This window comes from Allobaculum sp. (genome assembly GCF_047010065.1).
Lineage (GTDB): Bacteria > Bacillota_I > Bacilli_A > Erysipelotrichales > Erysipelotrichaceae > Allobaculum > Allobaculum fili.
On record NZ_JBKXLD010000027.1, the window covers coordinates 1 to 23,398 of the forward strand.

Below are 23,398 nucleotides of genomic sequence, written 5' to 3' on the forward strand. Positions count from 1 at the left end.
TGTCTGGAAGGCGGAAGCTCGTCGGTGTTCACCGTACCTTCGCCAATGACGAGAAGGCCGTCTTCATCAATTGTCCACTCGGCGCTGCCGAGTTTTCCCGAATGACAGATTCGGGGTTCTGTGTTTTCTAAATCCGATTTGCGAAAAGAAACAGGCATATACAATCTCCTTTCCAGGATCCTATCCAGAGAAAACCGCTTCTTTCGATTGGATCCTCTGTTTGTTTTCAGCGGGTTGAAAACGCTTTCCTAAATTGTGCCATAAAAAGATGCTTTATAGTCCTGTGTTGAGAATTATCAATTGTTCTATGCAGCCTTTATACAGAAAAAGGAAGCTTTTCAGCTTCCCTTCTGTATTTTTCAGATCCTGTAGAATCGGGCGATCCCTGCTCTGCCTGATTTACTGGATTTTCCCGGTTCTCTTACGGCGGGCAGGCGGCATTCGTTCTGGCCTGAGGCTTTAGCGAATGCGTCCCGTTCTGGACTTATTCGGTTTCGATCAGACCGTAGCCGCCGTCTTTGCGGCAGTAGACTACAGCGGGTTTGCCGGTTTCATCATCGAGATAGATGAAGAAAGTGTGATCGAGCAGATCCATGCGGGTGATCGCTTCATCGAGCGAGAGCTGCTCGAGTTCGATGGATTTGGTCTTGACGACGATGTCTTCCGGATCTTCTTCACCTAGAATATCGAAGTCGAGGAAGGCTTCGTAGAGCGGCGATGCCTTGTCCTTGCGGCTTTCGAGACGCGTTTTCTGACGGCGAATCTGGTCTGTCAGTTTGTCTACGACTTTGTCGATCGCATTGTACATATCGACATCGACGGTTTCGGCACGCAGGATCGCAGCCTTCGTCGGGATGGTGACCTCGATTTTATTGTGGTTCGGATGGGAGGTCAGCAGAACTTTTGCGGTGTCGTCTTCCCCGATCAGGAAGTACTTCTCGAGACCTTTCAGTTTCTTGGTGATGCGGTCTTCGAGTGCCTGGGTAATGGAAATATTCTTTCCAACAATGTTGATTTTCATAAACTCACTCCTTGTCAGATGGATCGGGGCTGATCCTTGATTTCATGATAGGCATAAATCGTTTTGTCGTCAAAGCTATGACCAAAGTGGACATTTTACGGCCTTGTCAGGACGATTTCCTGTATTTTCCTTCCCAGAAAATCGATCGGTTTTCCTTTTTGTGGTTTTAAGTTTCATAACAATGAATATCGAGAATCTCGAATACGCAGGCGGTTTATGGCGGCAAAACCTCCTGTTTTCTTTCGAGTTATGAAAATTTTCCGCTCGAATTTTTTGAATGAGTTTTCAAGGCGGTATGATAGTGCAGACTTACCCGATCGATCCGTTTTCGAAAAATCGGGCACCCGCTTTCCTTCCCGTTTTCCTGCTTTTCGTCCTGTATCGCTTCCAATTGCGATGCTCTCCCGGACAAAACCGGTAAAAGAGCGGATACTCTTTTGCGTAAGTCAGAGATCTTCTGATCTGTCGAGAGTTTAAAGGAGCTGTATTCACTATGATTATTACTTTAAAAAAGACGGCCCCGGAACAGGCTGTCAATGAGCTGATTGCGGATCTGGAAAGCCGCAATCTTTCCATCACCAAAATTGTCGGTGAAAACTACGACGTCTTCGGCCTGGTCGGCGATACCGCGTCCATTGATGAGCGGTCCCTGCTGGCCAATCCCATCGTCTTTAACGTGCAGCGCGTTGCCCAGCCGTACAAGCTGGCCAACCGCATGTTCCATCCGGAAGATACCGTCATCGATGTCAGCGGCATCAAAATCGGCGGACAGAAAATCGTCATGATCGCCGGCCCGTGCGCGGTTGAAGGCGACGGTGCCATTTGCGAGGCTGCCGGCAAAGTGCTGGAAGCCGGAGCGGATATGCTGCGCGGAGGCGCCTACAAGCCCAGAACGTCTCCCTATTCCTTCCAGGGTCTCGGCTCGGAAGGCATTCAGGATCTCGTTCATGCCAGAGAACTTACCGGACTGCCGATCGTAACCGAACTGATGAGCATCGACAAGCTCGATGAATTTGTTGAAAACGTGGACGTCATTCAGATTGGTGCACGCAACATGCAAAACTTTGATCTTCTGAAAGCCGTCGGCCGCACGAAAAAGCCGGTGCTGCTCAAGAGAGGTCTGGCCAATACGATTGAAGAGTGGATCATGGCCGCGGAATACATTATGTCCGAAGGCAATCCAAACGTAATTTTCTGCGAACGCGGCATCCGCACGTTTGAGAAATACACCCGCAATACCCTCGATCTGGCAGTCATTCCGATTTTGAAAGAACGGACTCATCTGCCGGTTATCATCGACCCGTCCCACGCCTCCGGCGACTGGAAGCTTGTCGAAGCGCAGGCGTTAGGCGCGATTGCAGCTGGCGCAGACGGTCTGATCATTGAAGTGCATCCCGATCCGGCGCACGCCTGGAGCGATGGCGCGCAGTCGCTGAAACCGGATAAATATGCGGAACTGGTCACTAAAGCGCGGGCGATTGCGAAAGTGGTTGGACGCACGCTCTAATGAACCAGATTCTGGACAACCCCTTTCCCTTTTCCGATACCAACAAGCGCTACCACACCTTCTCCTATGCGATGAAGAAACAGTATGGACGAAAAATTGCCAAAATCCCGCTCAATGCGGGATTTTCCTGTCCTAACCGGGATGGAACCAAAGGCGTGGGCGGCTGCGCCTTCTGCTCATCTGCCGGAAGCGGCGATACGATTCTGCAAAGCGGCCAGTCGCTCCAGACCCAGTACCAGGCAAATCTGAAACGGGCCCGCAAAAAATGGCCCGAGTGTCTTGGCATCGCCTACTTTCAGTCCTTTTCCAATACGTACGCCCCGCTTGAAACGCTGAAAAAGATTTATATTCCCTTCTTTGCCTCGGATGAAGTCTGCGCGATTTCCATCGCTACGCGAACCGACTGTTTTTGTGAAGAGACCGCTGCATGGCTGGAAGAAATGCAGGCGAAGTATCACAAGGAAGTCTGGGTCGAATTCGGCCTGCAGAGCATTCATCCTCAGACCGCAAAGGCCATGAATTTCTGCCATACGCCCGAAGATGCGAAAAACGCGATCGCGTTATGCCAAAGGCATCATCTGCGTTCTGTCCTGCATCTGATTAATGGACTGCCGGGCGAAACCCGAGAGATGATGCTCAAAACCGCCCGCTTTGCCAGTTCCCTTCAACCCGGCGCGCTGAAAATTCACATGCTTCATCTGCTGGACAATTCCCGTCTGGGCCAGAGCTGGCTGAACAAACCGTTTTCTCTTCTTGGCGCGCAGGAATATGTATCCATTGTCTGCGATCAGCTGGAAGTGATCGATGAACACATCATTATCGAACGCGTAACCGGCGACGGTCTGGCCAGCGATCTGCTCGCTCCCCTATGGACGCGAAAGAAGACGCAGACCGCCAACGATATCGATAAGGAACTCCTTCGTCGAAACAGCTGGCAGGGCGCAAAAAAGACCGTTTCCTGATCCGAAGTTTTTCTCTCTGGCTCTGTGACGAATTTTTCTGCTTTTATTGTGCGTTTCATTCCTCAGTATTTACCAAAACGAAAACTCGGGCCTTCTCTGGGAAGATCCGAGTTTTTTTGCGGTTCAAACCGACGGCCAAAAGGAAAAGACCGGCCCTCGATTCGATATTCGAAATCGAGGCCGGTCTTCGTTTTGAACCGGTCACAGCCGGTTCGACTTTAAAAGAGGCTTTTTAAGCTCTGTATCGATTAAAGATTTTCCAGATACGCCTTATCGACTTTCTTGCGCAGTTTCAGCATCGCCTGATTCAGACGGAGCGCCGCGTCATCGAGCTCTTTTTGCGTAAGGGCATCGGCTCGAACGGAAGCCGCATGCGTTCTTGCGTCTTCAAAGGCATGGAGGCCTGTCATCGCAAACGTCTCTTTGGCCGCTTCAAGCGCATCGGCTTTTTCGAGGGCCTGATCCATTAAGGTGTAATCGAGTTCATCTGGAATGTCCGCACTCCATACGCCTTTCACGCGGATTTCCGCAGCGGACGCGAAAATTTTGCCCGTTTCGACACTGACGGAATCTACGGCCACAAGACGGACCTTCGTCGCTTTTACCGGCGTGGACCATACGGCTTCTTTCCAGCCGGATTCACGGGCCCAGTTTCCTTCGGCTGCCGTTTTCCACTCCGCTCCAGGCTGGCTGTCGTCGATAACCTCAATGCGATATTTGGTGATTGTGCCGTTCTGCGCGTTGCTTCTTGGCAAATACAGCAGGGAGCGTACCATCGCCGGTTCGTTGAGGTTCAGTGTGATATAGCACTGTTCCCTTGTGGGCAGCGTTCCGGTGTACTGGGTGTGCCAGAGCGTCTGATTGTTTCCATCCAGAACGCGTTCTGGTCCTTCTCCGCTCTGCGCACTGGGAGCAGTGGCGGTCATTTTTTCCGGTTCCAGAACGCCGTCCAGAGTAATTTCCGGAGCGATTTTCTGGATGTCGTATTTTTCAAGAACGTTTTCGGCCAGTGTGTTGATCGGATCCGAACCTGGCTGATCGGAGAAGCGTTCGTCGCTGTTTCGCGCCCAGGCCCATTCCACTTCAAACCAGTCCGCTGCGCTGAAGGTTTTAAAGGATTCGCCGCGCAGTTCTTTTTTCTTTTCGTCAATGAACATCTGCCAGCGCTTGAGATACAGATCTTTCGTCAGGCCAGCCCACTGACGGTTGGAGTAGTCGTGCAGACCGCCGGCGTTCGACTGGGCAATGGAACCCCATGTCGATACAAGCGCTTTGGCGTTGAGATCAAACAGATCTCTGGTGAAGTCATCCGGATCGCTGATCATGCGGCTGGCGGCTTCGGTCCAGTTGCCAAGCATGTACATTTTCGTTGTGGAAAGCAGACGGTCCGAATCGCTGACGAGTTCGATCAGCTTATCCGACCAGGTCGTGAATTCATCCAGATCGCGGTTGGTGTAAGCCGTATTCATTTTGGAAAGAATTCCCTGTGCCGAGTTGGACAGAACCTGCTGAGCCACGCTGACTACGTCATAGCGATACGCTTCGGAATCCTTAAGCGTATCCCAGTCTTCCAGAAGCAGATCGAGCGCTTTCTGCAGTTCGACTTTGGAATATAGAATCGACGACCAGCCCCATGTCGAAGCGGTAGTCAGCGTCAGATTTGGACGGGCATTCAGGATATTTTCCGGAGCCCCCTGTCCGATGCCGCTGTTGTTTCGTTCGTGCTCGACGCCGTCGTATACGGTATCGAGCAGAATCTGGAGCGCTTCTACAGCGCTTTCGCTTTCGCCGCCGTAGCGTCTTCTTGCGTAATCCTTAATCCACTGATTGAGATTGATTGGTTCTACCGGCTGCTCTGCATCTTCGGTCCAGATGGTATCGAAGAGGTATTCGTAAAGCAGCGGATTGTTCTGACTGGCTTCCGGTGCGATACCGATACCGGCCATGCAGTCTGCATTCTTGATGGCGTCAAATACGCCTTCCAGACCTTCGATGTGGCCATAGAGACCGAGACGTCCGCCAAAGTTGTTGAGCATGCAGAATACCCATGGGGTCTGCTGGAATTCATCGCCATAGCTGGCGCTGTTCCAGTGCGGCTGGCGTTCTGCATACAGATCGAGTACGAGGGCGTGGTCCCGATTGCCTTCCAGACCTTTCAGAAGGGCGCTGGACGGGTTGCCCTGCCAGGACTGAATCACCCAGACGGCGTCCGGATCGCTTTCCATCATCGCTTTGAGCGTCTCGGACGCTATGGTGGAAACATTCATGCCGCCCGTATTTCCGCCTTCGTGGAACGGGTCGGTCGCGTAGTAGTTCGTGATGTCTCCATAGACATCCTGTTGCGCTTTGTAGAACATTTCGGCATATTTCGGGAAGGTATTCGAATCATCCGTTTTGAGCATGTACGGGCGCTGGAAGTTGCACCATTTGCCCTGCGGAATAACGGACGCTTCCGGCTGTTTGGTTTTGAAATCGGTCGGCACCATGCCGCAGTAGCCCATCAGTACAGGCTGCATACCAAGAACCTGCATGATGCGATGGTTTTTACGGGCGAGTTCGGTACGCTGTGCGAACCATTTGTCCGGCAGCGGTCCGCCCATGCCGGTAAGGTTGGCCATGTAAAACCAGGCGTAGTACGCAGGACCGGCAATGAAGTCCTTGATTTCCTGATGGGAATAGCCGCATTCGGCAAGGAAGCGTCTCCAGACTTCTTCCTGACCGGTCGCATCCAGAACGACATTCACGCCGTTCAGAGCAAGCCAGTCTAATTCATTTCTCCATTCGCTTTCGCCCCAGAACGCCATCGAATAGGAAAGCGTACAGAAGTTATACGAATAGCGAACCGGGAATTTTGTTTCCTTGTGCAGTTTCTGCACAGGAAGAACAATGCTTTCCGGCATTTTGACCTGATCGCCGACCTGAGAAATGTGCACGTTGACGATCTGTTCCAGGTAGGCGTTCAGACCGGTGGCCAGAGACACGCCGTTGTTTCCGGTAATGTGAATCTTTCCTTTTCTGGCTTCGACATCGTAGTAGTCATAGCCATTGGCGGCATCTTTGAGTTCAAAGGTAAACCAGTCGACATAGGCTTCCCCAATGCGGCGGGAAATAATGCCCTGAACTTCCGCAATCGTATCGGCTTCGGTAACGGCCCTTGCGTATTCGGTATCTTTAAAATCCGGCACGCTGACCGCCGGTGTTGGCTGAACGGGTGTTCCCGACTCCGTTCCGTGCAGGACGAATTCACGAACCTGGCTGTTTGCGGAAGCGGAGTTGTATTCCATGTAAAGACGGATAATACGTGCTTCCTTGTTGTTGAGCTGCCAGGTTTCGCCTTCATTCGTGCAGGTCTCTTTCGATGTCTTGCGGGCGACGCGCTCAAAGTCAACGCCATCCATGGACGTATAGATCGAATACTGGCTGTAGCCCGCAGTCGGGGTGAATACAACCGCATCGCTGAGCGTATAGTTTTTGCCCAGGTCAATATCCACATACGCCGGATACATGTCGCCGTTCCACTGGGTAGCCAGCGAACCGTCGACCAGGTTCTTTACGTTCGCCTGGTTCGTATTGGTATGAATGGATTTGCCTTTGGCAATATTGTTTTCAAGCAGAGGATCCTTTACGGAATCTGTTGGGGCAAGAATTTTCAGCTCCGCTAAAGCGGGCCAGGGATCGCCGCCGGTATTCGCAATGGATTTAATCAGAATGCGTACGGCCTGCAGTTCTCTGGCCTCATCGAGGGTAAAGCGTTTGATGCAGTCCCCATCCAGACGTGTTGCCGTCTGATCAGCGCCCAGCACTTCCCATTCCCCGTCGGCACTCGTCCGTCCAAGAATGTCGTACCTAAAGACAAAGCCGTTGGAATCGGAAGCGCCTTTGTTTTCAAAGGCAGCTTCAATCGCTTTTACCGTCTTTTTCTGATCGTAATCGATCTGAACCCAGGCCTGGCCTCCGGTGGTCGAAAGCCCCTGAGAAAATACGTAAAGCGTTTTGTAATCTTCATCGATCAGACTGGCCGGATTGCCCTGTCCGGACGTGATAGAGCTGATCGTACCGTTGCCGGCAATATTGACCAGATCGGAAGAATCGGGGTTGTTCCCGCCTTTTTCAGTAAATAATTCCACTTCCGCAATGCCTGGCCAGAACGCGCCGGCAGCGCCGCCGTTTTTCGGATCGGAAAGTGTCAGATAGAAATGGGAGGCAGAAATGCCGTCTTCCCACGTATAGGTAAACGTGTCGTTAAAGGAAAAGTCGTCTTTTTCTGTATCCGGAATCAGATCGTCCGTCACGCTGTTGACCGCGTGCTGGAGTTTCACATCCATCGTCCAGTCCGGATGCCCGGATTCCAGTTTGACAACCATTTTATAAATCGGCGGGGTGTCCAGAGGTGCGCGAAAAATCAGCGTCGCCGGCCACTGTGCTCCGTTGCTGACCCAGAGCGTAGAAGCATCGCCGTCGACCATGTTTTCTTTCGGCTTTCCGCTCTGTTCAGAGGGAACTGTGATCGTAAAGTCTGCTGCGATGTTTTCCAGCTCAGAAGGAACAGCTGCCTGAATGGGGGTCTGCAGCATCGAAAGTGAACAGCCCGCCGTAACGACGATCGAAAGCGTCTGTTTCAGCCGGTTTGTCAGAGATTGTTTCATCAATAATCCTTTCTTCTTTTTTTATGGTTTTGGTCTTTGTAATTTGCCCGAAAACAGAGACCAGAATACGCCCGATGTATTCCCTTTCATTATGCCGGTCCGAAAAATATTTATGAACGCCGAACATATGCAATAAGTGTGATATTTTGTTCATTTCTTGCGATTTTTATTTCTTCAGGCTGGACCTTTTCAGTGTAACCCCTTTCATTTTTTGTGCGTTCTTTTTCGATGTACGAAAATCCGGTCCTTCTCTTGCCTTTACGATAAAAGGCCGTATTCCTTCTGGCTGGATGAGGAATACGGCCTTTTATCTGCTTAATGCGTTTTAGAACGGTTCAAAACTTACGTGGCCAGATCGAAATCTGTTTACTGGACTTCCCTCGTATAGAGCGCATAGAGCGCGGGATCGATATCGGTCTGAATCGACGGATAGAACGGCGCTGCCTTTTCGCGAATTGCTTCCTGCACAGCGGCATCGAGTTCGAGAATTTCACTTCCGTTTTCTTCAATTTCTTCTCTTTGTCTGGCGATGCGCTCATCCGACTTCTCGCGCGCATAGTCGGCAGCGATGGAAGCCGCTTCTTTTAGAATTTCCTTCTGTTCCTCCGTCATCTAAGGAAGAACCAAAAATCGACGGCAATACCGAAGTAATTCCAAGGAAGATGGAAATCGGAACCGCGATCACCAGCAAAATCGTAAAGACTGCAAACAGAAGAAGGACACTCGTACGCTTTCTCCTTTTTCCAGACGTTACAGACGAATCCATGCCGGATGCGCCGACCGGCTCTGGATCGGTATTGGCCTGAATGAACGATTCCGGCGTACTGCGTTCCGGATGGGCTGGATCGTTGAGGGGAAGGTTCAGGCACACTTTGAATTCGATGATCCAGCGCTGCAAGATGCAGATGGCGACCAGAACAAAGGAAACAAAAGGCACCGCCTGCACGCAGTCCATCGGAATCTGACATGCGGGCGAAACCTGCCCGCTTTATACCGAAGACATGAAAAATGAGAACGTATACGGAATCATGTTTAAAAAGAACGCCAGTTCGATCGTGTGGCTGATCACTTTCAAAACCGCTTATTTACGCCGGGAAAGTCTTGCCGCAACCTGTTCGATCTTGATGGAAATGCAGTATATGGTGCAGCAGCTGACACTGAGAAAGCCGCTCCAGATAAACAGACAGCGCGTCAGCTCTTCCGATCAGGAAAGCGACATGAACAAAACGCTGCGGCAAAACACCTGAATGCCCATGATGACGGCCATGGCTGCCAGGGCGAGACAAAGCAGAAATTTTTCCAGACAGTCATCCAGCCAGTGCAGCCCTTTTTCATAGATCAGCTCTTCTTTTCTGAGGACGATGAATACGATGAATATGGAAGAAAATGAAGATGGAAACGGAGGCAGATAGAACGAAGCAGACACAATGGAGCAAAGCGCCAGAGAGGCAGAACTCACCTGCGGACCCCTATTCAAATTCTTATATCGGAATTCGAACGACGCCGGGTCCGGAAATTATGCGGGCACTTTGATCGACAGACCGGCAGTTGCCTGCTAAAACTCTGGAAACCGTTTTGAGATAACAAAATCATCCATTCGGCGTCATCCAGATTCAAAAAATACAAAAGCAGACGGTGCTTTTTTTGAATAGTTCACACCGCCTGCCTGCTTTGACCTGCGGCTTTTCATTCCCCTGCTTTCACTGGAAAAAGCCGATTGAAGTCTTGCTTAAAGCGCCTGATGCAGCGCATCGAGAATCTGAACGAGCGTTTCCACATTCATCTGACCGGGAGCGGAAGCCTTTCCGGCGGCTCCAAAAGTCATCGACGAACCGAACGCTTCGCCGCAAAGGCGGCTGATCACGCCGTCTTTGGCCATGGACATCGTGATGATCGGACGATCGGCAATGTCATTGGCCATTTTTTCGGTCGCGCTCAGCAGCGTGAGCACGTCGCGGCGATTTTGCGGCATGACGGCAATTTTGCAGATGTCGGCGCCCATCTCCTGCATTTTGACCAGACGGGAAACGATGTCGTCCTGATCCGGCGTCTTGAAAAAGTCATGATTGGAAGCAACGACTTTTACACCATTTGCGTGCGCGCCGTCCAGGATGGCGCTGACCGTGTCGTCTCCGCTGAAGATTTCAACATCGACAAGATCCACGAGACCGCTTTTGGCAGCTTCCACGTTAAGGTCGATGTAGTCCTGCATGGAAATTGCTTTTTCTCCGCCTTCTTTTTTCGTGCGGAATGTCATGAGAATCGGCATATCGCCAAGCACTTCACGAAGTCCTTTCAGAACGTCTTTTACTGCCGCGAGATCTTCGCTGTTTTCAAACCAGTCGACGCGCCATTCCAGAACATCCGCAGGAAGACTGGCGATTTCTGCCGCTTCCTTCAGGATGTCTTCTTTAGTTACCGCTACAATCGGAACAATGACTTTCGGCTTTCCGCTTCCGATTTCGATATTGCGTACATTTACAGTATTCATATTCAAATCCTTTCTGGAAAATCTTTTCCGTTCAGTCTTTCAAGGTCTAAAGCCATTTCTGAAGAGTCTTCTCAAAATGACCGGTCTGCCTGAATGCAGGCAGTAAAGGGTGTCTCTTCCGGCTCACCCCGAACCGGAACAGACAGTCTGGAACTGGATTCTTAAACAAAGTAAGGATGGATCTGGCCAGAATATTCCGGCCGGTTCTGTTCTTTCAAAAATCCGCTTTTGTGAAAAAGAGTTTTTTTTCAAAATGGTATGAGCACTGCGCTCAGTCTGTCTTTGTCCTGAGATCTATTACGCAGCGTTTTCGTTATGGCGCGTTTTCGTTATGCAGCGCTTTCGATCATTTTCGAATAGCGCATGTTAACAAAGAGTCCAAGCGCATGAGAAAAGAGATTTTGTCTTCGTACAATTCTTCTAAATTAGTCTTTGTAAGATATCAAGCGTCAAGAATAGCTAACTTTGTATTAACTCCGGCCTTTTTCAACTCTCTCATTGTCCGCGATAAAGTGGAAACATCGATCACAATTCCTGGACAGTATCTAAAGCATACTGGCAGTCCGGTCTCCTGCTGAGTCACATAGATCCGGCGGACTTCGTTCTCGATTTCCCCATTGTCATTACTGATCGCTGTCAGTGGGAAATGAATACTGTCTGGGAGCCCGGTCGAATCGATCAGGACGTTTATCCCATCTCCTTCCAGATCCTCTTTGAACAGCTTCAGATAGAACTTGAATAATTCACGACAAGGGTATTCTACGCTCAGAAGAGCGAGAATATCCGAGATCCTCTGGCTGGACAGTCTCGCGTCAGGAAAAAGGATTCTGGCAAAACTGCTTTCCCGCCAGGATTGGCACAGACGATTCGAGCAGTTCGAAAGGATACAGAAGCAGAGAAGGCTGAAGACGGAATCCATGTTTGAACAGCCGATACTGTCGATTGCGTTCCTTAGCGCGGGATGCTTTCGGATGAACTGATCAATGAGGCAGATATCGCCAAAATCAAAAATCAGTTGCTCCTTCCGCTTGTGTTTGCGCCTTGCTAGTTCATAATCATCGGTTTTAGTATAGGTATCCGTCTTCAGACCATAGATAAAAACTCCTCTATCCCGGCTCTGGTGACTCCTTTCTCTTTATCAAGGACTCTTCCGAGGTTGATAGATTCTTTTTTTACAGTTTTTCCAACCCTTTTCGATACGGCCAGGCGTGCAAAAAGCACACCGTTTTTTTGTTATAGACGATATGCATAGAATCACCTGCAGTAACGTGCATTTATTTTTTACTACATTAAATCATATCGAGTGAAATTCGCAAATTAAAACTCCGATATTCACTTTATATAAAGTGTATTTCGGAGTTTTATTCCCTTTGAAAATCTGGCGTAGAAAGAATATATTCCAGGAATTCAGGCTCATTCGAATCTTTTAAAGCCCCTGCGGGCATTTTTCCATTCCTGACTTTTCAAAGACGTCCTGCTGGTCGTGGAGCTGCGTGTGTATTCGCCTCTCCAGTCCGAGAGATACCTTTCGATGGATCAAAATACAATGGAATTGGATTTGGAATGCGTCATTATGAAAACCTGCAAGTTTCTATGAAACTATTTGAAACCTCTTGTAAGAAAGGTGGAGTCCTTTACAAGCTTTTAACCGCTTGCCTATACTGATTGGGATCTGGATTTCGGCATTACGAAATCCCTGAGAAAAGGAAATTTCAAATGGATAAACTCGAAAAGCTTCGCAATGACCTTGATCTTTGCGATGAAATTCTGATCAATACGCTTCGCATGCGTTCGCAGATGATTCAGGAGTTCATCTCCTGCAAACAGGAACTTGGAATTGCGGCCGTTCAGTCGGAAGAGGAAGAACGCAAAAAGCGCAATTTCAATAAGAAACTTGCTGACTACGAATACCGGGATGCCATTATGGGCGTTTACGATTCGATTCTTTATTACTCCAAGCGAATTCAGTCGCACGAACTGTTCGGCTTCAACATTTTCCTGATCGGCTTCATGGGCGTGGGAAAAAGTACAGTCGCCAAAGCCCTCAAGCAGGTTTTCGCGATGGATGTCATCGAAATGGACCAGATTATCGCCGAACAGAACGGCATGTCCATTTCCGAAATCTTCGATTTGCGCGGGGAACAGTATTTCCGCGACGAAGAAACGAATCTGCTCAAATCGTGCCGCGGCAAGCATGACCAGATCATTTCCTGCGGCGGCGGTGTCGCTATGCGTCAGGTCAATGTCGATGAAATGCGCAAATCCGGAAAAATCGTTCTGCTGACCGCCGATCCGGCGACTATTCTCGACCGCGTCCAGGACAGCCACGATCGCCCGCTTCTCGAAAACAACAAAACGGTCGAACACATCACGGATCTGATGGAAAAACGCAATCCCGCCTATATGGGAGCGGCGGATATTATCGTCAATACCGACGGAAAAGACGTCTATCGCATTTGCGAGGAAATTATTTCCAAAGTCAAAGCCTGCAAGGATGCCGAATCGGCCGGGCAGGCTCAGGAATAGCCCTGATTTAAAGAGTCCCGTTTTAAAAAGATAAGCATCCTCTCTCTTACTCTGAGAAAGAAACGGCTGTTCCTTCTGCTTACAAATCTTTCGAAAGGATGAATCAGTATGACTCAATCGATTACCGGACATACCGGTCTGCTCTGCCTTCTGGGTTCACCGGTCGCTCACTCCATTTCCCCTGCCATGCATAACGAAGCATGCGACGCGCTTGGTCTCGACTATGCCTACCTTGCCTTTGATGTGCCTGAAGTAGACATGCCGAAAGCCGTAGAAGCGCTGAAGCTGTTTAAAGCAAGAGGCTGGAACATCACCATGCCGGGCAAAAACATCATGTGCACGCTGGCGGATAATCTCTCCCCCGCTTCGGAAATTACCGGCGCCTGCAATACCATCGTCAACGAAGACGGTGTTCTGACCGCCTATACGACCGACGGTATCGGCTTTATGAAAGCCGTGGAAGAATGCGGCGTAAATATTATCGGAAAAAACATGACCCTGCTCGGTGCCGGCGGCGCGGCCACGGCCATTCTGGTTCAGGCTGCCCTGGATGGCGTCAAGGAAATCGACGTTTTCAACATTCGCGACGATTTCTTCGGCCGCCTTGAAGAAATTGCCGAAAAGCTGAATGAGCGCACGAACTGCACGGTTCGCGTCCACGATTATTCCGATCCGGAAGTCCTTCGCAAAGCCATCGCGAACAGCGCCATTCTCGTCAACGGCACATCAGTAGGCATGGCTCCGAATACAGATCGTTCGATCATTCAGGATACTTCCCTGTTCCGTCCGGATCTTTTCGTATTTGATGTCATTTACAATCCGAAAGAAACAAAACTGCTCAAAGACGCAAAAGCCGCTGGATGCAAGACGTCCAACGGCATGTACATGCTTCTGTATCAGGGCGCTGCTTCCTTCAAGCTCTGGACTGGTCACGATATGCCGGTCGATTTGATCAAGGAAAAATATTTCAGCGCCTAGCCAGTCTGCAATAAAATCGAAACGCCTTAGCTGTCGGTCAGAAACCTTTAGCTAAGGCGTTATTTAATTGTGACGGCCTGAAGACAGGCTGATATCCATTTTGGACGTCCGCTCCGGGCAGACTGCCTGAAAAGAAGTTTTAACTGCTGTGCTTTTTCTTTGCGTTCAGCTGCTCCACCAGCGCATCCGCTTTTTCCACATTAGAACGAATGGCGTCGCAGCAGGCCAGAAATTCCGTTTTCTCTTCATCGTTTAAGGGCAGAACGATGACTTTTTCAATGCCGTGCCGGCCGATGACCGCCGGTACGCCCGCATACAGATCGTACTGACCGTATTCCCCGCTCAGCGGTGCGGAAACCGGAAGAATCAGATGCTCGTCCCTCAGTACCGCTTCAGCCAGTCGAGCAGCAGTTGCGGCAATGCCGTATTCGGTGCACTGCTTGCCCGCAAACGTGACCCAGCCGCCTTTAATGGCTTCCTGTTCGAGTTCTTTCCAGTCCAGGTCCTTGGCAAGCAACGAAGCCGCTTTTAACGGGGCTCCCTGGAAGGAAAGGACGGACTTTGGAGCAAACTGACGGTTGCCGTGCTCGCCAAGCATCATTGCGGTAACAGAATGGCGGGCCAGTCCTGTCTTTTTGGAAATGGCGCCGACCAGACGCGAAGTATCCAGTGCGGTTCCGGTTCCAAATATATGACCATACGGCAGACCGCATCCTTTGGCCAGTGCGCGCGTCACGACATCGCACGGATTGGAAATATTGATGATGACGCCTTTGAATCCGCTTTTGGCGATTTTAGGCGCAAAGGAATGTACAGCACGAATTGTAAAATCCAGTTCGCTGGACCGCTCTTCGTTTCCGCGAAGCAGTTCAATGTCTCCTGCAGCGTTAATGAGTACATCGCAGTCTTTCAGATCCGCGAAATCGCCTGGATGTACGTTGACGCTCCAGGACGTGTACAGCAGAGCGTCATTCAGATCCTGTGCTTCGCTGATGATTTTCTGCGGACGCGTATCGATAAGAATGAGCTCATCGACAATGCCTTCCATGCACAGAGCGCTGGCGACGTGGGCTCCAACGTGTCCAACACCAAGAATGGCTGCTTTTCTATGTTTCATGTCTATATCTCCTGATGTCAGAATTCGATTGTTCTGACAGACCATTTTCCTTTGTCACCCGCATATCTTTCTTACCTGTCTGACGGAAAGAGAAAAAGTGTGACCGGATTCAAATCCTGCAACAGGAGATTCAGAATATCCACGAAGATGACCGAAAGAATTTTCGCGAATCGTTTTGGGCGTTTTTCACACCGTTTTTGGAAAAGGACGTCTGTCTTCGAGAGCCCTGAATAAACAGAACAGGAGTGGAATCCCGTGACGCATTACACTCCTCTGAAATCAAAAAACGAACGTAACGCCCTAGACAATTCTTTCCGAAACGATCTGACAAATAAAGATCGATACTCATAAATATCTACAAATATATGGAAAGGCAAATATTTGGAATGCCGCTTCCTGCGCTGGGTGCAGATGCTTTCCAGAATGAATTGCGCTGACGCTCCGTTTTTGATAAGCCTGCTTTTGTTCAGTCTGTCCATTTCGATTTCTTCGCAGAAAAACGAAAAAGGATTTTCAAAGTGCTGGCCACTCGAAAATCCTTTCTGGTTTTTCTAATGAATTGAATCTGCCCTTTTAAGGGCTGTCAGAAGCTCGGACTTATTCCGCCGCTTCGGTCAGTTCAATCGCGTAGTTTTTCTTTTTACCGCGCTTGATCAGAACCACATTATCGACGTAGGTGCTGTTCAGATCGATCGGCATGTTCGGGTCGTTGACTTTCTGTCCGTTTACCGAAACCGCGTTGCCCTTGATGAATTCGCGGGCTTCGCGCTTGGAAGAAGCAGCTTTTGCGGCAATCAGAACGTCTTCGAGCTTGCCTGCAGCTGCCGGTGTTTTCTCCATGGTGTTTACGAGTTCTCGCCGCTGTGCTTCGGTCAGTTCTTCAAGCGATCCGCCAAAGAGCGCATTTGTGATTTTCAGAGCGCCTTCGAGTGCTTCTTCCCCGTGAAGGTCGCAAACGACTTCTTCCGCCAGCTTTTTCTGGGCTGCACGGCGGCCAGGATTTTCTTCCACTTCTTTTTCCAGAGCCATGATCTCTTCCACGCTCAGGAACGTCAGTTTCTTGAGGTATTCGATCACCTTGGCATCTTCCGTGTTCAGCAGAAACTGGTACAGCTGGTACGGGCTGGTTTTGTCCGCGTCGAGCCATACGGTTCCCGTTTCGCTCTTGCCGAATTTTGTACCGTCCGCTTTGGTAATCAGCGGCATGGTCAGACCGAAGACTTTGGTGTCGGATCCTTTTTTCTTGCGGATCAGTTCCAGACCGGAAGTGATGTTTCCCCACTGATCCTGTCCGCCGATCTGCAGACGGCAGTTGTATTCTTCAAACAGATGCAGGAAGTCGAGCGACTGCAGGATCATGTAGGAAAATTCCGTGTAGGAAATACCGGTATCCAGACGCTTCTTTACCGTTTCCTTATTGATCATGTAGTTGACGTTGAAGTGTTTTCCGTAGTCGCGCAGGAAGTCGATGATCGAAAGATCCTTGGTCCAGTCGAGGTTGTTGACCATCGGAAAGCCCCATAATCTGGAAATCTGGGCGTGTAGCGCGTGGAAGTTGTGATCGAGAACTTCCGGTGTCAGCATGCTTCTTTCGCCGGTTGCTTTCGGGTCGCCGATAAAGCCGGTCGCACCGCCGACGAGCATGATCGGATGATGTCCGTGCTGTTCGAGACGTTTGGCCATCAACAGCGAACTGTAATGGCCGATGTGCAGGGAATCCGCCGTTGGGTCGGTTCCAATATAGAAGGTCAGCTCGCCGTTGTTGATTTCCTCTTCCAGATCGGGAGAAGTGACATCGTTCACCAGGCCGCGCCATTTGAGCTCATCAAAAAATTTCATATCCATCCTCCATAATTCAAGTATCAAAACAAACCGAAAATAAAAAACGCGCACTGTCAAGGACGACAATGCGCGGTACCACCTTAATTCATCAAACTTCTATTTGATGCACTCGCCTTTAACGCAGGTTCACGGCCATAAAGGCAGCTCCAAGGTGTATTCCACAGACGTCTTTACTGTCTCGCACCCAACGACAGCTCTCTTGGAAATCCGGCTCTGTGTACTCTTTCTTATCTCAGCTTTTCGAATGTTTGTTTTGTTTCGACATTGTAACACGACTTTTTTAAATTTCTACAGCCAAAGGTGTATCTCGCCAAATTGCGAAGCTTTTAAAGACGAAAGGCTTCGCCTTTTTGCTTTCCAGCCGGCAAAACCGGATCGCTTTGTCGAACATTGCGCCCGGATTAGAAAATTTTACCTGGCGTTTTTCTTAGTGTACCGCCGCAGAAAAGGACTTCAGAAGCACTGGGCTCTGCGAAAGGCAGGTCGGACACGTCCAGGGAAGGGGCTGGATTTTCCTGTATTTTTCACTTGCGTTTTAACCTTCTTTGCAGGTGCTGCTTTTTTGTGGTTTCGTTGAAAATTACTCAATTTGACATATCCAGAAAAAACGGCGGATTTGCAAAAAGCACTTTATGTTTTTGACTAATAATGCGGCATAACTTAATATTTTAGTGAATGAATTCGCTTTCAGAACGGAAAATCGGGCATTCCCTTTGCGGGGTGGATTCAGGAAACAAAATGTTTCATTCTTCACTATGTACAAGATGAAATAGAAAGGAATAAGCATGAATTCAAAACACAGAAAGCTGCTGGGAAGCCTTCTTTCTCTGACGCTTGGGGCGAGCTCATTAGGATCTTCCACAGTTGTTCTGGCCAATGAATCCGATGGTACGGATTTTGATGCGATGATCTCAGACAACCAGCTGAGTATCGGTAACAACAAGATTTCCCGTACGTTCTCGGTTACAGACGGCAAAGTGGCCACGACGGGCGTCGTGAACCATAAAATTGATCGCACGCTGACTCCAGGGGCTGGATCGGAGGACTTTGTCATTTCCGCACAGACGTATGGGGATACGGCTCAGGAAGACATTATCGCCAATCCTCAGAAGCTCGATGTTGAAAACGCTACTGCAATGGACCGTACTGGCTGGACAGCATCCCTGACCAATACTTCCGGCGGCGGATTTACTTCTTCAGACGCCGGTAAGCTGATTGACGGCAACCTCAGTACGAATCCGGATGACTACAACAATGCCAGCAATCCCTGGGATGCGGTAATCGATATGAAAGAAGCCAAAACGGTTTCTGCCTTCTCGGTTGACAAGCGTCCAGGGTTCCAAGAAGAGGCGTATGGCCTAAACGGTTCGATGGGCAAATTCGAACTGTACAAAAGCGATGACGGAGAGAACTGGACAAAATTTGATGAAGGCGAATTTACAGCAGATGATTATAATCTGCACAAAGTCGACAGCCTCTTTAACGTTGGCGATCGCGTAGCCTTCAACTTTACCGCACCGCAGACAGCGCGCTATTTCAAGGTTCGCCAGGTTTCCACCGTATGGAATTCCGACAAGCAGGAATTTACAACTTCCGAAATTAATTTCTTCGAAAACAAAATTCCGCAGAAAGTAACCGTTCCGACACAGGCTCTCGATCGCACGGATTGGACCGGTTCGATCACACCGAAAAATAACGGAGCCTTTACTGATGCCTCCTTTAAGTCGATCATCGATGGCGATCTCTCAACCTATCCGGATGAAGGCGGTCCTGGTCAGGGAAATCACAATGGATTCCCGATTAATGTAGACCTCAATCTTGGATCTGAACAGACCGTCAAATCCTTCTCTCTTGATAAGCGTCCCGGTGCAGGCAATGCCGTAGACGGCAAAAACGGTACCGTCGGCGCATTCGAAGTCTTCACAAGTGAAGACGGTACGAACTGGGTATCCGCAGGCAAAGGTGCCTTCACCGAAGCTGCGTATAACCTCCATCAGGTTGACAGCCTGTATAACGTCGGCGACCGCGTTTACTGCAACCTTAATACTGCTGTAACCACCCAGCATATCCGTCTGCAGTTTACCGGCATGGCTATGGGTACTGCCGAAGAATTTGCGATGGCCGAAGTCAATCTGTACTCCGACGCCTATCAGGGTCCGGAATACCGCAGCCTGGATGAGCAGGCGATCGGCAAGGAAGGAACGATCAAAACCAGCGATCTTACGTTCGAAAAAGCTGAAAAAGCAGATACCGAAAACGGCGTCAAGCTGACGATCAGCTATGAGCCGTACGACTTTGGCGGAACGACGTTCGATATCGATGAAATCTATGTCGCCGAAGACGGCAAGGATTACATGCGTTCCTTCCTGGAAATCAAATCCAGCAAGGATACCGCGGTCGTTAGCTATATCGATCAGGATGCATTTGTGATTCCGGATGACGATGCCGATACGATCTGGACCCATCCGACGAATGCCGGCGGCTTTGGCTACGGCGGTCTGGATGCGCACGATTCCATGCTCGGTCAGCCGATTTATGTAGACGGCCTGTTTATGGGAAGCGAATTCCCGGTAGCCGAAACGGAATACAGACCTTCGGACAAAACCACGCAGGTTCGCTACTACTCCGGCAAGTCCTTCTCCAAAATGAAGGAAGACAATATGCTGACGACGGATGACAAGTTTGTCTCCTGGCAGAACGTCATCGGTGCAGCCCGCGGAACGACAGTCAATGAAGTGAAGACCGACTTCTTCAACTACATTGAAGACATCGCAACGCCGACCGTATTCCGCAAGCAGTACAACTCCTGGTACGACAACATGAAAAACATCACCGATGCAAGTATTGAAAAATCCTTCGTCGGTGTTGAAGACGGACTTTCCCGCAACGGCGTTGAACCGCTCGATGCATACGTTGTCGATGACGGCTGGAACTCCTATGCGTATAACGAAACCCAGTTCAACTCCGAATACGGAAACAACGTAAACCGTACCGGATTCTGGGAAATCAACGACAAGTTCCCGAACGATTTCTATACGTCTACTTCTCTGGCCAACAAGCTCCAGTCCACATTCGGTATCTGGATCGGCCCGCGCGGCGGCTATGGATCAGAAGGCAACATTGCTCACATTATTGAAGAAGCCGGCACCGGCTACTCCAAAGGCGATATCTGTATCGCTTCCCACAAGTATGTCGACAACTTTGAACGTCTCGCTAAAATGTGGCAGAAAGACTATGGCGTTGAATACTGGAAGTGGGACGGTTTTGCGACCGGTCACTGCACAAACGCAGCACATGACCACATGGTCGGCGGACCGAACAACATGTACTACACATCCGATCTCTGGGAACACTGGACGGATCTGTTTGAAAATGTACGTGCCTTCAATGCTTCGCAGGGCAGACCGCTCTTCATCAACGCGACCTGCTTTGTCGAGCTGTCCCCATGGATGCTGCAGTGGGTCAATACCGTATGGCTGCAGAACTCCGATGACACCAATGACGTAGCTGGTACAGCTGCTCGCCATATCCGCAAGATTTACTACCGAGACAACGTGTACTATAACCTTGCCAACAAGTTCCAGGTTCAGTTCCCGCAGAACCACTTCTACAACCACGAACCGATTTACGGCGTTTCCGACAACCACGGCCAGGTCAACAACCAGGGCAAAGGTTCGAATGCGACCGATGCGGACTTCCGCCAGTACATGTTTGCCAACGCCATGCGCGGTACTCTGTTCTGGGAACTTTACTATTCTCCATCGATCGTGAATGAAGAAAAATACGAAATTACCATGGACGTCCTGGACTGGATGGAAACCAATCAGGATGTTCTGAAAACTTCCCGTCTGCATGGCGGCGTTCCGGGCAATGCTCAGGTTTACGGGTATTCCGCATGGAAAGGTCAGGAAGGCATCGTTTCTGTTGTCAACCCGACTTCTTCCGAACAGACGTATACACTCAAACTGGATGCACAGGCCGGCGTGGATGCCTCTGTGAAAAACCTTTCCTACATCAGCGTTCGTCCGTTCGTTTCCGGCACGAGCACGGAAACGTACAGCTACGGCGATTCCATCACCGTAACCGTTCCGGCAAACGAAATGGTGATTTACCACTTCGGTGCCAAAGCTCCATCTGCTCCAAAAGCGGTATCCGCAAAGAATACCGACAACAACACGCTCGCTGTGAAATTTGATCAGCGCGTTACCCCTGTATCCGTCAAAGTCGACGGCAAGGAAATTACTGACTTCAAACTCCATGACGACTACCGCACTGTATCGATCCCCTTCTCCATCGGCAGCCTTACGAACCCTGAGGTGGAAATCACCGAAAAAGATGCTTCCGGTGTGGAAAGAACGATCAAACTCAACGTTCCTGTATACCGCAACGGTCTGATTCTCGATACGACAAACAAGGGCGTTCTTCCCGAATCCCTGAGCAAGTCCTACGATGCAGACCTGGATACCTACTTCACGCAGCCGACTTCCAAAGTTTCCCTCAGCGATTCCAATACGCTGTCCGGAACGCAGGATTTCTCGATCGTTATGGATCTCAATACGACCGCGATGTCCAAAGCGCTGTTTAACTCCGGCAGCGACGTAGCCCTTTCCATTGATGAAAACGGCTATCTGAACTTCAAAGTCGGAAGCCATACCCTCAGTTCGCTGGATCAGCGTACCTACGTCGATTCCAAAGACACCGGCAAATTCGGTACCGATGAATACGTAGAACACGAAACGCATACGGTACACGAAGGCAAAATCAACGATGGAAAGAACCATCGCATCACCGCTTCCAAAACCGCGAACGGCATGCTGAAGATTTACATCGACGGCACGCTGTACGCTTCCCTTTACGACAAGGCTCTCATCGGTCTTTCGCTCACTGGCGGAGACTACACGATGGCCGATGCCGGCTTCAGCGGCAAGATCGGCAACATCCGCATTTCCAACGCTGCCAAACCGCTTTCTGAAATCGAAGACGAAGCACCGGCCGATCCGGAAGAACTGTCCTCGCAGGTTTACAGCCGTAATGGCTGGAGTGCTTCCGCCTGCTCTGAAGCTTCCGGAACATCGAACGGCGACAGCGGCGCGATGGCTGCCATCAACGACAATCCTAACGATCGCTGGCACACAAACTACAGCGGCAGCGACAAGTGCTCGGATGATAATCCGCACTGGATCAAAGTTGATTTTGGAAAGACACTGTCTGTAAACAAGATCGATTACAAGGGCCGCGGCAACGTCAACGGTTCGATCAAGGACTATAAGCTGGAACTGCTCGACGCCAATGGCGCTGTTGTCAAGACAATCAACGGAACCTTCACTTCCACAACCGATCTGCAGAAAGTCGATGTAACTGATGACGAAGGCAATCCGGTTTCCATCAACGGATTCAAGCTCACCTGTCTCTCCACCATCAACGACCGCGATTTTGCAGCAGCCGAAGAACTGTATGCAGAAGGTCCAAATGACATTCTGACCGGCGATGCTCTCACAGCTGCAAAGGCAGCTCTGAACTCCATCAAAGATCTGGATGTTACAAACATGACAATCGATACGGCGGAAGCCTATCAGAAGGTAATGGACAAGGTGAACGCCACCGAATCCATTCGCGCGCAGGCATGGGACGCTCTGAAAGCAGAAGCTCTCGAAGCTGCAAATAACCTCGTAGATGCCACCGCAGTTATCAACGCACTCAATACGACCAAAACCACGTATGAAGGCGAACAGAAAGGCTCCGATGAAGCCTGGGCAGCCTTCCGTGCTACTTACGTCGATGCACAGGCTGCACGCATGAGCGGTGAAGATGCAACGGCAGTGGCCAATGCTGCTGAGGCTCTTCTCGATGCCTATGCTGCACTCGAAGAAGTCGAACCGATTGAATACAACTACGACCTCCTTCGTGAAGCAATCCGCCATGCCGAGACCGTTAACACAGGCCTTGCTTCCTACAAGGATGGCAATGCTAAGACAGACTTTGGAACAAAACTCACTGCCGCCAAAGCTCTGCTCGATAAGGCTGAAAGTCAGGCTCAGATCGATCAGACTGCCCGCGATCTGGCCCAGGCTGACCTGGCTATGCGACTGAAACCCGAAGCCGGCAAGCTTTCCAGCCTGAAATAAGTTTTATTTAAGCCCAAATCATATTGCCCAGCCTTTCGGTTATCCGACAGGCGAAAAAGTTTTACAGTTTCCTTTCAAGCAAAACGAAGGGGACGGATCTTCACGATCCGTCCCCTTTTTCCGTTCTGTTGTAAGCGTCAAATAAAAGACGGGTATTTTCTCGACCGCCTCCTTGGGATAATT

The 23,398-nt window shown here is 50.0% G+C and carries 12 protein-coding genes and 1 other annotated feature; of the genes, 6 read left to right on the forward strand and 6 right to left on the reverse strand.

Features of this window, described 5'->3' with window-relative positions; all coding sequences use genetic code 11:
- Positions 1 to 484 precede the first annotated feature (484 nt).
- Positions 485 to 1,021 carry a ribosome hibernation-promoting factor, HPF/YfiA family gene (gene hpf, locus ACLUYS_RS03905; protein ID WP_412659153.1) on the reverse strand — a complete coding sequence of 179 codons (537 nt, stop codon included), beginning with the start codon at positions 1,019 to 1,021 and terminating at the stop codon, positions 485 to 487.
- A 493-nt stretch (positions 1,022 to 1,514) separates the two neighbouring features.
- On the opposite strand from hpf, the gene aroF reads away from it, so the two are divergent.
- A complete protein-coding gene (aroF, locus tag ACLUYS_RS03910) occupies positions 1,515 to 2,528 on the forward strand; it encodes a 3-deoxy-7-phosphoheptulonate synthase (RefSeq protein WP_230268400.1) in 1,014 nt (337 codons plus the stop codon).
- Positions 2,528 to 3,490 (forward strand): TIGR01212 family radical SAM protein, encoded by a 963-nt coding sequence (locus ACLUYS_RS03915; protein WP_412659154.1) that lies wholly within the window; start codon positions 2,528 to 2,530, stop codon positions 3,488 to 3,490. Before aroF ends, ACLUYS_RS03915 begins: the two co-directional genes overlap by 1 nt.
- 248 nt (positions 3,491 to 3,738) lie before the next feature.
- Here the strand turns inward: ACLUYS_RS03915 and ACLUYS_RS03920 are convergent, their stop codons facing one another.
- Both ACLUYS_RS03920 and ACLUYS_RS03925 read right to left on the reverse strand, forming a co-directional pair.
- Positions 3,739 to 8,136: an alpha-N-acetylglucosaminidase TIM-barrel domain-containing protein gene (locus ACLUYS_RS03920; protein ID WP_412659156.1), complete on the reverse strand. Its 4,398-nt coding sequence runs from the start codon at positions 8,134 to 8,136 to the stop codon at positions 3,739 to 3,741.
- A gap of 366 nt (positions 8,137 to 8,502) precedes the next feature.
- The gene (locus tag ACLUYS_RS03925; RefSeq protein WP_230267943.1) at positions 8,503 to 8,748 is read right to left on the reverse strand and encodes a hypothetical protein; all 246 of its coding nucleotides are present in this window, start codon (positions 8,746 to 8,748) and stop codon (positions 8,503 to 8,505) included.
- Between the two features lie 445 nt (positions 8,749 to 9,193).
- Between ACLUYS_RS03925 and ACLUYS_RS03930 the strand changes: the two genes are divergently transcribed.
- Positions 9,194 to 9,526, forward strand: a complete 333-nt coding sequence (locus ACLUYS_RS03930) for a hypothetical protein (protein WP_230267941.1) — start codon at positions 9,194 to 9,196, stop codon at positions 9,524 to 9,526.
- Between the two features lie 339 nt (positions 9,527 to 9,865).
- On the opposite strand, the gene aroD is transcribed toward ACLUYS_RS03930, so the two are convergent.
- Complete coding sequence (gene aroD / locus ACLUYS_RS03935) at positions 9,866 to 10,627, reverse strand: type I 3-dehydroquinate dehydratase (RefSeq protein ID WP_288340126.1); 762 nt, start codon at positions 10,625 to 10,627, stop codon at positions 9,866 to 9,868.
- A gap of 1,716 nt (positions 10,628 to 12,343) precedes the next feature.
- On the opposite strand from aroD, the gene ACLUYS_RS03940 reads away from it, so the two are divergent.
- Positions 12,344 to 13,153 carry a shikimate kinase gene (locus ACLUYS_RS03940; RefSeq protein WP_412659157.1) on the forward strand — a complete coding sequence of 270 codons (810 nt, stop codon included), beginning with the start codon at positions 12,344 to 12,346 and terminating at the stop codon, positions 13,151 to 13,153.
- A 108-nt stretch (positions 13,154 to 13,261) separates the two neighbouring features.
- Positions 13,262 to 14,131 carry a shikimate dehydrogenase gene (gene aroE / locus ACLUYS_RS03945; RefSeq protein WP_230267937.1) on the forward strand — a complete coding sequence of 290 codons (870 nt, stop codon included), beginning with the start codon at positions 13,262 to 13,264 and terminating at the stop codon, positions 14,129 to 14,131.
- A gap of 139 nt (positions 14,132 to 14,270) precedes the next feature.
- Here aroE and ACLUYS_RS03950 read toward each other — a convergent pair whose 3' ends face one another.
- Both ACLUYS_RS03950 and tyrS read right to left on the reverse strand, forming a co-directional pair.
- Positions 14,271 to 15,248, reverse strand: a complete 978-nt coding sequence (locus ACLUYS_RS03950) for a lactate/malate family dehydrogenase (protein WP_412659159.1) — start codon at positions 15,246 to 15,248, stop codon at positions 14,271 to 14,273.
- A gap of 597 nt (positions 15,249 to 15,845) precedes the next feature.
- Positions 15,846 to 17,087: a tyrosine--tRNA ligase gene (tyrS, locus tag ACLUYS_RS03955; protein WP_412659160.1), complete on the reverse strand. Its 1,242-nt coding sequence runs from the start codon at positions 17,085 to 17,087 to the stop codon at positions 15,846 to 15,848.
- A gap of 55 nt (positions 17,088 to 17,142) precedes the next feature.
- Positions 17,143 to 17,333 (reverse strand) — a binding site (T-box leader).
- A gap of 542 nt (positions 17,334 to 17,875) precedes the next feature.
- Between tyrS and ACLUYS_RS03960 the strand changes: the two genes are divergently transcribed.
- Positions 17,876 to 23,215, forward strand: coding sequence for a discoidin domain-containing protein (locus ACLUYS_RS03960; protein ID WP_412659161.1), 5,340 nt, complete (start codon positions 17,876 to 17,878; stop codon positions 23,213 to 23,215).
- Positions 23,216 to 23,398 lie beyond the last annotated feature (183 nt).